General features: G+C 50.3%; 7 protein-coding genes. 1 reads left to right on the top strand and 6 read right to left on the bottom strand.

Features of this window, described 5'->3' with window-relative positions; translation table 11 throughout:
• Nucleotides 1–3: 3 nt before the first annotated feature.
• The 6 genes from B2X65_RS12290 to B2X65_RS12265 all read right to left on the bottom strand — a co-directional run bounded on the left by B2X65_RS12290 (nucleotide 4) and on the right by B2X65_RS12265 (nucleotide 9,362).
• The gene (locus B2X65_RS12290; RefSeq protein ID WP_290612881.1) at nucleotides 4–453 is read right to left on the bottom strand and encodes a YaiI/YqxD family protein; all 450 of its coding nucleotides are present in this window, start codon (nucleotides 451–453) and stop codon (nucleotides 4–6) included.
• A 68-nt stretch (nucleotides 454–521) separates the two neighbouring features.
• On the bottom strand, nucleotides 522–3,824 hold the full coding sequence (locus B2X65_RS12285; RefSeq protein ID WP_290612880.1) for a sensor histidine kinase: 3,303 nt from the start codon (nucleotides 3,822–3,824) through the stop codon (nucleotides 522–524).
• A gap of 59 nt (nucleotides 3,825–3,883) precedes the next feature.
• Complete coding sequence (locus B2X65_RS12280) at nucleotides 3,884–5,401, bottom strand: NAD(P)H-hydrate dehydratase (RefSeq protein ID WP_290612879.1); 1,518 nt, start codon at nucleotides 5,399–5,401, stop codon at nucleotides 3,884–3,886.
• A complete protein-coding gene (aceK, locus tag B2X65_RS12275; protein ID WP_290612877.1) occupies nucleotides 5,391–7,154 on the bottom strand; it encodes a bifunctional isocitrate dehydrogenase kinase/phosphatase in 1,764 nt (587 codons plus the stop codon). The genes B2X65_RS12280 and aceK overlap by 11 nt, the downstream gene beginning before the upstream one ends.
• 14 nt (nucleotides 7,155–7,168) lie before the next feature.
• Nucleotides 7,169–7,813: a CAP domain-containing protein gene (locus B2X65_RS12270; protein WP_290612875.1), complete on the bottom strand. Its 645-nt coding sequence runs from the start codon at nucleotides 7,811–7,813 to the stop codon at nucleotides 7,169–7,171.
• A 103-nt stretch (nucleotides 7,814–7,916) separates the two neighbouring features.
• Entirely contained in the window at nucleotides 7,917–9,362 is a 1,446-nt protein-coding gene (locus tag B2X65_RS12265) for a YfcC family protein (RefSeq protein WP_290612874.1), read from the bottom strand.
• 209 nt (nucleotides 9,363–9,571) lie between these two features.
• On the opposite strand from B2X65_RS12265, the gene B2X65_RS12260 reads away from it, so the two are divergent.
• A complete protein-coding gene (locus B2X65_RS12260; RefSeq protein ID WP_290612872.1) occupies nucleotides 9,572–11,599 on the top strand; it encodes a spermidine synthase in 2,028 nt (675 codons plus the stop codon).
• The last annotated feature ends 37 nt before the right edge of the window (nucleotides 11,600–11,636 follow it).

Raw genomic sequence — 11,636 nt, 5'->3', positions numbered from 1 at the left:
TTATCAAGCCTGATGTCTTTGTAATAGCGTATCCAGCTTATTGGCAAACGCCTGCCGATCGCTCTGGTTCATTGGCGGCGGTCCTCCTGTATGCACCCCGCTGCCGCGCAAGGTATCCATAAAGTCACGCATAGTCAGCTTTTGTTTAATGGTATCGGGGCTATACAGTTCGCCACGCGGATTAAGAGCGTGGCCACCTTTAGCCAGCACGTCGGCTGCCAATGGAATATCGGCGGTAATCACCAGATCGCCTGGCTGACAACGACGCACTATCTCATTGTCAGCTTCATCAAAACCCTGTGCCACTTGCAAACTGCTGAGAAAAGGCGAGGGCGGCACCCGGACTAATTGATTGGCCACCAGAGTTGTACTGATCTGCCGTTTGATGGCGGCTCTGAATAAAATGTCTTTAATGACCACCGGACAGGCATCGGCATCAACCCAGATTTTCATTTCGTTGCTCACTTGATGTTTCAGTCATTTAATGTTTTGGTCATATCAGGTTTCGACCCTCATGCTCATCATTGTGCTTGATCAGATGGCAGTGGAATAACCAGGTTAAATTCAGTCCCTTTGTCCACGGTGGTTTGCATTTCAATGCTACCCTGCAGTACCTGAGTAATCAGATTGTAGCATAGATGCAACCCCAGCCCTTTGCTATGGCTGGCCCGCCGAGTGGTAACAAAAGGATTAAAAACAATATCCTGCACACTGGCATCGATGCCTTTGCCGTTATCGGCAACTTTAATAAGTAATTGCTGATTGCTGCAGTGAATTTCCAGCCGTATTTCACCGTGATCATCTGGTTCAAATGCATGCAATAAGGCGTTTTCCAATAAGTGAGTCAGCACGGTGGCAAGCGCACTTGCCCGCAATTGCAGGGTCAGATTATCCGGACACTGCAAAATGATGCCAATGGCGGCATTAGGTGGGTTAAGCCTGGCAACCAGGTGCTGTAGCCAGGGCTTAAGCTTAATAACCACCGTATCGGTGGCACTTTCATTTACGGCCAGCTGTTTAAACTGGGTCACCAGATCTGCCGCGCGCTGCAAGTTATAGCTAATCAGGCTCAGGTGTTGTTCGCTGTCGTTAATAAACTGACTGAAGGCCTTGGCACTGAGCGTTTTATTGTCGAAATGCTGTTTTAAGTCAATCAACTTTCCAGCTAAAGCACTGCTGGCAGTAATGCTAACGCCTACGGGTGTATTAATTTCATGGGCTACCCCCGCCACCGTCTGGCCTAAGGCAGCCATCTTTTCGTTTTCCAGCAGGCTTTGCTGGGCCACTTTTAATTGCTGACTGCGCTCTTCTACCAGCCTGGACAATTCCCTGGCCTGTAATTTAGCCACCCGCGTCCGTACCTTCACCAACAGGAATATTGCCAGCAACAGGCTAAAAATTATCATCAGCACAAACCACCAATGTTGCCAGAATGCCGGTTTTACCGTGAGTTGCAGTTCTGTTTGACGATCGCTCCATTGCCCTGCGCGGTTAGTAGCCTGAACTTGCAACGTGTAGTTGCCGGGCCACAGATTGGTATAACTGGCAATCCGCTGGCTGGCATCCGAAAACTGCCAGTCCTGATCCAGGCCCTGCAGCCGGTAGCGATATTGTAATTGTTGCGGCGCCGATAAATCCAAAGCGCTGAATTCAACACTGAAACTGCGTTCGTCGGCATTAAGGATTACCGACTGCTGCTCAGGTGCCAGTTGCCGGCTGCGACCCTGCACTTTAAGTTCTGACAATAACACCGGTGGCTGATACTGCCAGGTGCTGAACTGGTCGGGGTCGATGACTAACAGACCGCTAATGCCGCCATACAATAATAAGCCGTTATGGGTTTTGGTATAGGCGCGATACCAGGGGGTGCCGATATCGACACCATCCGCCGGGGTAAGCCGATACAACTGGTTCGTTGCCGGATGAAACCGGTATTTTGCTGTCCAGATATTGCCTTGCTTATCTTCCAGTAAATTGGCGCCAAAATCTTCAGAAAGACTGCTATTAGCAAAGCTTACTTTACTCAGAGCCGGTTTTTGTTGTCGATATTGTACATAGTTAAACTGATACAAACCCGTCGGCGTATCCAGCCATAAGCGGTTCTCACTGTCGTTAAGCATCCCATTAATACTGCTTAGCGCGTTGCCTTCAATTTCCAGTCCGGTAGGTATAGTCTCAGTAGCAGGTTTAATAAGATAAAGCCCACTGGCACCAGTGCCAAGCCAGATATTGCCGTCATGATCCTCTACGATAGCGTTAATGTAATCCTGCAACGGTTCACCGTTGGTCTGTTTGATCCGGACAAAGCGTTGCTGCTGTGTGTGCCATAATGCCACGCCAGTACTGCTACCCAGCCAGAGTCGTTGCTGACTATCAATGAACAGCGTTCGGACATTGGTGCGCCAGATACCGTGTTCTGGTCCTAATATTGTAAACTGGCCGCTAGCCGGATTATAACGATAGAGCTGCCCCGGGTTCACCCCCAGCCAGATAGTGCCATCGGCTTGTTCGACCATTGCGGTTATCCAGCCATGCTCCAATTTACCGGGGGTATTCGCTTGTGGCGTGTGCCGCGCTACAATGCCGCTGACCGGATCAATTACATCTACGCCTTTGCCCCGGCTACCCAGCCAGATCTGGCCATTAGCTAATTCGAGAATGCTGCTGATATTGCCACTGCTAATGCTGTTATCATCTACCAGACTATGTCGCAGCGTGCTGACGCCCGCCTGACCGTCAAAGCGCTGCAGGCCGCCGCCATAACCGCCAAGCCAAATTTTACCGGCCCGATCTTTCAGTAATGTACGAACATCCTCATGAGCCAGGCTAAAGGGATCTGAAATATCATGCTGATAATGACCCAGCAGCGTTTGCCTGGACGTGCTTAGCCGCATAATTCCAGCAAAGCCTGCCAGCCATACCTCATCATCGTTAATTTGCAGAATATCGTATATCGGGCCTGGTGTATTGTCGGCCTCAATCGTCTTTGTCACATTTCTGAGGCTGCGGTTAGGCTCAATAGCAAAGACTCCGGCACCCGAGGTCCCCAGCCAGATTTCATTTGCCACCCTGGCCAGGGTTAATACCTGACCCAGTTCCGTGTCCGGCGTTTGTATTTGCTGTGGTCCGGCGCTACCCGGGGTTAACAGAAACAAGCCATAACGACTGCCTATCCATAAGTTACCCTGCAGGTCTGTTAATAGTGCCCGGATGTCTTGCAGCTCAGCCTGTGGAGGCACAAACTGCAACACCTGACCATTCTGACTTAGCAGTACTATCCCCTGATTTCCTGCCAGCCAGATATTGCCATTGCTATCTTCGGTTATGGCCTGTACCTGTTGGCCAAAATCATCAGCTATGCCTGGTGCGGTAATTTTGGGTTGATAGAAACTGTCGTTGCTACTTTCATAACGTTGAATACCACCAGGAGCGGTAGCCAGCCATAAGGTGCCATCATTTGCGTGAAACAGATCCCTGACAAAATTACCGGCAATAACATTATTACTGAGATTTTTACTTTGCAGCAAATGCTGATCGGCTTGCACATAAAGTCTAAAGCGATAACCATCATAGCGGATAAGGCCGCCGGTACTGCCAATCCACAAGCGACCATAACTGTCCTGCGCCAGTTTAGTGACAATATTGTCGGGAATTTGCTGTCGATCGCTTATGCGGGTAAAAAACTCACTGGCAGGTGGGAAATAGGCCGGCGCGTCGTTTTTGCTGTCAGCGCGCTGGGCAAAAGCCGATGGCAGCAGTGCCAGCAGGCTCATTGCGCAAAATGGCAGTATCAAAGCAAATTTTTTCAGAAAACGGTAGATCAAGGAATACTGCTCTCGGTGTTAGCGGGATAGGTTAAATTTACGTCTGTTTTTATTAAAAATCAATTAATTAACTGTAGTTTTAATTGTGGTATTAAATCAGTGGCTACCAGCCAGGGACGCGGTTGTTGCCGGGCCAGACTGGCCGCGGCATTAAGGTGCAACCAGGCACCAAGCTGACAGGCATCGGCGCCGTTTAACCCTTGTGCCAGCAGGGCGGCAATAATGCCGCTGAGCACATCGCCCATGCCGCCGCTGGCCAGTGCCGGGCTGGCGGCCGCCAGCAACGTTACCTCGCCGGATTGATCGCATATCAGAGTGCCCGCGCCTTTTAGCAATACAACGCCGCCAAAGCGCTGTTGTAACTGGCTGACAGCAGCCAGTCTGTCTTGCTGGATCTGCTGGCTGCTACAGTTGAGTAAACGGGCGGCTTCGCCGGGGTGAGGCGTTAACACCCAGTTTTGTCGTTTAAGCGCAGCCTGTTCTTTCTCTGTCAGGCCTGCGATGTAGTTAAGCGCATCGGCATCCAGCAGCATAGGCTTATTGGTAGCCAGTGCCTGGGCCATTAATGCCTGGCCCCAACTTTGCCTGCCAAGGCCCGGTCCAATGGCAATAACATCTGCCCCCTGAAGCAGACGGGCACAATCTGTGCTGCTTACCATCACTTCCGGCTGGCGGGTTAGCATGGCGCCGACATGTTCACTGCGGCTGTATAAACTGACCATTCCCGCGCCACAGTTTACTGCAGCTTGTGCTGTCATTATTGCCGCGCCGCCAAAGCCGTGATCACCGCCAATAACCAACACACGGCCAAAGTGGCCTTTATGGCTGTTGGCGGCACGCCCGGGTAGCAAGTTCTGCAAAGCTTTAGCCGTAATACTGTGACACACTGGTTTAATGCTCTCTAGCACGGCATTTAGTTGCAGGGGGCTTAACCAAAGCTCACCACAATGATCCAGGCCATCTTGCATTAAGAGGCCAGGCTTCAGACCAATAAAGCTCAGGGTAGCGCTGGCATTGACCGCAACAGGCATGGCGACGCCGCTATTTGCCTTCAGGCCACTGGGGATATCCACGGCCAGCACCGGTTTGTCACTGTGGTTAATTTGATTAATCAGCGCTATGGTTGGCTTATCTAATGGCCGGTTCAGGCCGGTCCCAAATAATGCATCAATTAACAGCTGTGCTTCGGCAAACTCCTCTACCAAAGGCACGCCGGCTTTAGCGGCTGCAGCCGCCGCCTGTTTCGCTGCGGGACCGAGGGCGCTATGATCGCCATGCTGCGACAGCCTGATATCGTAGCCGCTGGCCCGGGCCATTGCCGCCAGCAAATAGCCGTCGCCACCGTTGTTGCCACTGCCGGCATACACCAGAATACTACACGGGGCTGGCCATTGTTGCTGCAGCAATTTAAGTAAAGCCGCTGCGGCGCGTTGCATTAAAACGTAGCCGCCGTTACTGCCAAGCTCAGTTATTGCCTGTTGTTCCGCTTTAACAATACTCTGCGCCTTATACAATACTTGTGACGTGCGGATATCTACCGGATATAACTGCGTTGTGCTGCTGGTATCAGTTGGCATCGTTAGTCTCACTGGTAACATTATGGTTAGCATAGCGCAGACCAAAGCGCAGTTTCTCCGGATACGGAAAAATATCCTCTACCACGCCTTTGCTGATCGCCTGTTGTTTAGCGCGCCAGTAAGCTGCATCCAGTAATTCGGGGTGCCTGCTAAAGAGCAGCTGGCGAATTTGCGGCTGTGGAGTAACAAAAGTCGCCATTTGCTCAGGGAACACGTCGCCAGGGGCGGCACAGCAATTGGCCTCGGCATTAATCGCATCTTCAAAATTATCAGTTTTAGGCAAAGAGCGGAAGTTGACATCCAGCAGGTATTGAACTTCATCGTAATCATAAAATACCACCCGCTTGTGGCGGGTTACCCCAAAATTTTTCAGCAGCATATCGCCGGGGAAAATATTGGCAGCAATCATTTCTTTAATGGCGTTACCATAGTCAGCCATAATGGTGGCTTTCTCATCGTCACTGGCCTGCTCCAGATAAATATTCAGTGGCACCATCCGCCGCTCGATATATAAATGTTTAATGACCACCAGCTCGTCGTCGACTTGCAGCGACCCACCAATGGTGTCGGTCAGTTCCTGTAATAATTCCGGTGTAAAGCGGTTCTTTGGTAACGCCACATCGGAATATTCCAGTGTGTCAGCCATCCGGCCGACCCGGTCGTGTTTTTTGACCAGCAAGTAACGGGCTTTAACGGTAGCGCGGCCAAACTCCTTGCTGGGGGCAAACTTATCGCGGATAACCTTAAAAACGTAGGGAAACGAGGGCAGAGTGAATACCATCATCACCATGCCGCGAATACCGGGGGCGGCCACAAACTGGTCATTACTTTTGGTCAAATGACTGAGTAACTCGCGATAAAACTCGGTTTTACCCTGTTTATGCAGGCCAATACTGGCATAGAGCTCTGCCAGCGTTTTATGAGGCAGCAATTCCCGTAAAAAATGGACCAGAGCAGAAGGAACCGGGCACTGCACCATAAAATAGGCCCGGGAAAAGCCGAAAATAATACTCATATGCTGTGGATCGGTTAGCAGCGTATCAAGGTACAGACCAGCATCTTGTTGATGCAACAGCGGTATAATAAAAGGCTGTTGGCCATTGGGGGTCACAACCCGGCCGACGATATAGGCTGCTTTATTGCGATAAAATACCGATTTAAGCATATCAAAACGGATTTGGTGTACCGGGTGGCGACCATGCTCTGACTGATGAATAAAGCTTTTTACGATATAGCGGATATCGCGCTCAAGATTAATAAAAGGGGTGTTAAATGCAAAGTCAGCGACAATATGCCGGATACTTTGCTTTAAGCCATCTTCAGCTGGAAAATAGCTTTGATATACCGAAGAGATCGGTGCTGGCAGATGCTGCTGATTTAGCGTGGATTCAACAAAAATATTTTGGTTGTGGAAGTACTTGCGGGCAAATAGCCTGCAAAATACCGAGTTGTAGAATGTTTCTGCCAGTTCTGCTTGCGGATGAAACAGCAGATATTGCAGATATTGCTGTTTCACCTGTTGCCATAATGGCTCGTTTAAACACGCCTGGGGTAATTGCTCGCGAAGTTCGCTAATCGTCTCATTTACCCGTTTGTCGTAAAACTGGATCCGTTCTGAGCTATCTTGCTGATAAGCCAGCCAGTCTGCCTGCTCAAACCGCTGTCGGGCCAGCGCGGTAACTTGCTGAAACACCCTGAAGTGTTTGCGGAAACCTTTTAAGATCACTTCAGCAATTTGTTGGGCTTTCGTCATGGTTTTTATTCTTTTTATGGTGGTATGCAGCCAATATCATAGCATGTCACATCTATGTCCTCTGCCACCGCTTCCCGGGCAATATACACTGTCCAGTATTCAACATGCGGGCTTGACCATTTGTAGTGGAAGCCGACACCTATGTGCAGCTGTTGCCGATAAAACGGCAACTCACCAAGCAAATGACTGCGATGTCCGTTAGAGGCTTTGAACGCAGCCCACACTTCTTCGGCAGTGCTATAGCCGCCAGCGACTGCTTCAACCTGATTACCTATAGCCCCACTGTAAAAAGGCGGTAGCTGATAACCAATCATTCTTAGTCTCTGGTTGGCACCTAAGCCACCAACATAATGATTAACAATGCCTTTTTGAGCCATTGTTTTCGCTTTTTCGGCCGCCGCTTCGGCGAGTAACGGATGACAACTCAGCCGGGTTCGTTGCTGTAGCGGGTCCTGAATAATCAACAAAGCAAGTTGTTGGGCTGCTTCGTTAAGACCACAATCGGTAATGGTATTGGTTGGAATAGTATCAGGATTACTTTTGACATTGTCAGTGGCTCCAGCAGGGAGATGCAGCTGTGGCGGAGACGTATCGGTTGGTGCTGGAGCAGCCAGCGCCGATGCGGATAACAGCACCAGCATCATGATAAAAATCAGCAATATCAACATCCATAGTTCAGAGTTAACCGCACGTTAAACCTGGCGGCATTCAATGTCAATGTTCAGGCAGCGCGGCAACTGCTGACTGCCTGAAGGTCTTTAATCAATTGCTGTTGCTGTCACTATTGCTGATAACTGTGCTGTTTTGCGTGGCAGGAGGCTGCACATCATCACCGTAGCCAAATACGACGGCCAGTACCAGCACCAACGACGCCGCCAGCATCAATTTCAGAATCAGCGGCAGGCAAAAGCGTACCCAATGGCCATAGGGAATTCCGGCAATACCGATAATTCCCATCAATATGGCATTAGTTGGAATGATCATATTAGAAAAACCATCACCAAACTGGTAAGCCAGTACGGCAACCTGGCGCGGTATTTCCAGCAAGTCTGCCAGCGGCACCATTAATGGCATGGTGACAAATGCCTGGCCGCTGCCCGAGGGAATAAAGAAATTAAGCAACGTTTGAATAATCAGCATTCCTACTACCGCAATTTCAGCACCTACGTAAGATAAGGGCAGTGACATACCATGCACCAGCGAATGCAGGATCTGACCATCTTCCATTACCAGAGAAATGCCGCGGGCAACCCCGATCAGGATCGCGGTGGTAGTCAGCTCCATAGCGCCATCAATAAATTTTTGGGCAGCGATATCGGCGCTAAGTCTGCTGATTACCACTGTGGCCAGACCCCAGGCAATAAAACAAGCGCTTAGCTCGTACAGATACCAGCCATGTGCTTTGATCCCATACGCTACCAGCGCAATGGTGGCGACAAAGCTGGTTAGGATCAGTTTATGTTTCAGCGCCAGCTTTGGGTAATCAACTGCTTTGCTATCACCGAGCGGGCAGGGCAAGTCGGCGACCATCGAATTAGCTGGGTTTGCCAGCACTTTTTTGGCGTAGCTCCAGACATGGTGAAAACCAATCAGCACGAAGGGCAGAAATATAGCAAAGCGTAACCAATTGCCTGATAGCGGCGGGATACCGGCAATTTGCTGGGCAATCAGTACGGTAAAAGGATTGACTGCCGATACGCCATAACCAATGCCGTAGCCGGCGACTGTCATGCCCACGGCGGTCATGGCATCCAACCGCATTGCTTTACATAGCGCGACCAGAATTAGCACAAAGGGAATATATTCACCGGCGGTACCAATAAAGCTGGAAGCCATGGCAAAGCAGAACACCACCATAAAGATTAAAATGTGTGGTTTTTCTCCGAAGCGTTCCAGCATCCGGCCGATTAACGCATCGACAGTGCCGGTAGCACGGGCAATCGACAACACACCGCCTAAAATCATCACAAAGAAGATGACGTCCTGAGCACTGGCAAAAGCGCGGGGGATAGCAGTAAGTAACTGCCACGGCGTCATGTAATTTTTATCTTCGGCCAGGGTAAAGGTACCCGGCACCACAGCCTGACGGCCAGACTCCAGTGTTTGCATTTCAAAAGAGCCCTGCGGCACTATCCAGGTGGCAATCATCGCGATTACCATCATAGAAAACAGCAGGGTAAGGGTGTGAGGTACTTTAAATCTTCCCATGGTCTATGGTTCCCATAACTAAAATATTGCTTGTTAAATGTGCGGTTTACGCAGCGTTATTCTGATGTAAAGCACCGGAGTCTACCCCAAGCGTGGCCGGCTCACAAATTTTAGCCGTCACTTTCAATCCACTGCTGCCACTTGCCTGTGGGCTGTTGTTTGTATAGGCTTGGCGGCTTTTAACCTTGCTGTTAATTGTGGAGCCTGCTTTGGCCTTGTTTCCTCTGACGATTCTGATAAGTGCCGCGTTGTTGTTTCTGGTGCAGCCGATGTTAGCTAAACAGCTACTGCCTTTCTTTGGTGGCGGGGCGGCGGTATGGACGGCGTGTATGCTATTTTTTCAGAGCATGTTGCTGGCCGGCTACGGTTATGCGCACCTGCTTAGCCGTTATCTGAAGCCGCAACAACAGCGGCTGGTTCACAGCAGTTTATTGCTGTTGGCGCTGCTTTGTTTGCCACTGCTGTGGCAGGAAACACTCATTCCCGATACCGCAGTTTCACCACTTTCTGCCATTCTGCTGCTGCTAACTGTCACGGTTGGCCTGCCGTATTTATTGCTGTCCGCCACTGGCCCACTGTTGCAGCACTGGTTTGCCAGCCGTTTCCCGCTGCGCTCACCCTACCGGCTTTATGCGTTATCTAATGCCGGCTCGCTGGGTGGTTTACTGGCATATCCGTTTATTATGGAGCCGTTATTCAGCCTGAGCGAACAGCGTCAGTACTGGGTAATAGGTTTTGTGTTGTTTACCCTTTGCTGTCTGTTGTTAATGTGGCGCGAACTTGGCCAGTTATCCGCTGCTATCCGGGGCATCAGTGCCCGCGTTAATCAACGCTATGCTGTGCGCTGGCTGGCATTATCGGCCTGTGGTGTCGTATTGCTGTTAGCGGTGACACAGCAACTTACCCAAAATGTGCCTCCGGTACCCTTTTTATGGGTGTTGCCACTTTGTTTATATTTAACCACTTACATCGTGGTCTTCAATCAGCCCCATTGGTATCAGCGCAGCCTCTGGTTATATGTGTTCTGCCTCAGTATGGTATTTGGTTTGTTGTTGTTTTATCTGGGGCGCCAGTTCGATCTTATTTCACAACTGCTGTTGTACCTGACCATTCTATTCAGCGGTTGTATGCTGTGTCATGGCGAGCTGGCCCGCTTAAAACCTGAACCTCAATACTTAACGGGCTATTATTTGCTGCTGGCGGCGGGCGGAGTAATAGGGAGTGCTGCAGTTAATTTACTGGCACCGCTTTTATTCAGCCAATATTGGGAGTTTTTACTGGTATTGCTGGCGATTTATCTGCTAATGCTGTGGCCAGATCGTGCAGCAACGCCACGTTGGCAGCAGGGTTTGTGGTTAAGCGGCGGCATTTTGTTCGGCTTCAGTGTTATTGGCCTGGAATGGCAATTGGGCCAGCATAATGTGTACAGCGAGCGTAATTTTTATGGCAGCCTGGTGGTGCGGGATCTTACCGTAAACAACCACCTGCAACGGCAGCTGATTGACGGTACCACCAGCCATGGTGCTCAGTACCTTCAACCGCCACTATCCGGTGTTGCCCAAAGTTATTACCGGTCTGGTACCGGTGCAGCGCTAGCTCTGCAGCATTTTTTGCCTGCAGCCCCTAGCCGTAATATTAGTCAGTTGCGCCACCGTAGCTTTGGCATGGTTGGCCTGGGAGCGGGCGCACTGGCGGTGTATGGTAAATCAGGTGACAACATGCAGTTCTACGAGCTAAACCCCGCCGTCATTAAAGTGGCTACGGAGTATTTCAGTTATCTGAGTGACAGTGCAGCAACAGTTGAAATTGTGCAGGGTGATGCCAGGCTGACTCTGGCAGAGCAGTTACAGCAGGGCAGCGCACAATTTGATGTATTGGTGCTCGATGCATTTAGCAGCGACAGTATTCCGCAGCATCTGCTGACCAGTGAAGCCATGCAGCTGTATTGGCAGCACTTGCAAAGCGACGGCGTGCTGGCAGTGCATGTCTCGAATAATTATCTGGATTTAACCAGCTTATTGCGTAATCAGGCGGCTAAGCTGGGTGTGCAAGCCTATTTTGTAGCGACTGAAGCGCAAGGTATTAATCCGGCAGCCCAGTGGGTGCTAATTACCGCTAACCAGCGTTTTATCAGCCAGCCGGTAATTCAGCAAGCACTAAGTTCTTGGCCGTCGGCGCTTAACCGCGACGTTAGCTGGACCGATCAGAGTAGTAATTTGCTGCAGGTTTTGAAGTGAAGATAAAGCGGGCAGCTAATACATAAGTCAGTGGGGG

The organism is Arsukibacterium sp. UBA3155 (assembly GCA_002364615.1).
Classification (GTDB): Bacteria; Pseudomonadota; Gammaproteobacteria; order Enterobacterales; family Alteromonadaceae; genus Alishewanella.
The sequence above is the reverse complement of the archived record's forward strand: the minus strand, read 5'-3'. Positions and strand labels throughout refer to the sequence as shown.

What these genes read in the sequence shown, in the direction of transcription:
- B2X65_RS12290 (WP_290612881.1), bottom strand. Translation starts at nt 453, where the DNA reads ATGAAAATCTGGGTTGATGCCGATGCCTGTCCGGTGGTCATTAAAGAC.
- B2X65_RS12280 (WP_290612879.1), bottom strand. Translation starts at nt 5,401, where the DNA reads ATGCCAACTGATACCAGCAGCACAACGCAGTTATATCCGGTAGATATC.
- aceK (WP_290612877.1), bottom strand. Translation starts at nt 7,154, where the DNA reads ATGACGAAAGCCCAACAAATTGCTGAAGTGATCTTAAAAGGTTTCCGC.
- B2X65_RS12265 (WP_290612874.1), bottom strand. Translation starts at nt 9,362, where the DNA reads ATGGGAAGATTTAAAGTACCTCACACCCTTACCCTGCTGTTTTCTATG.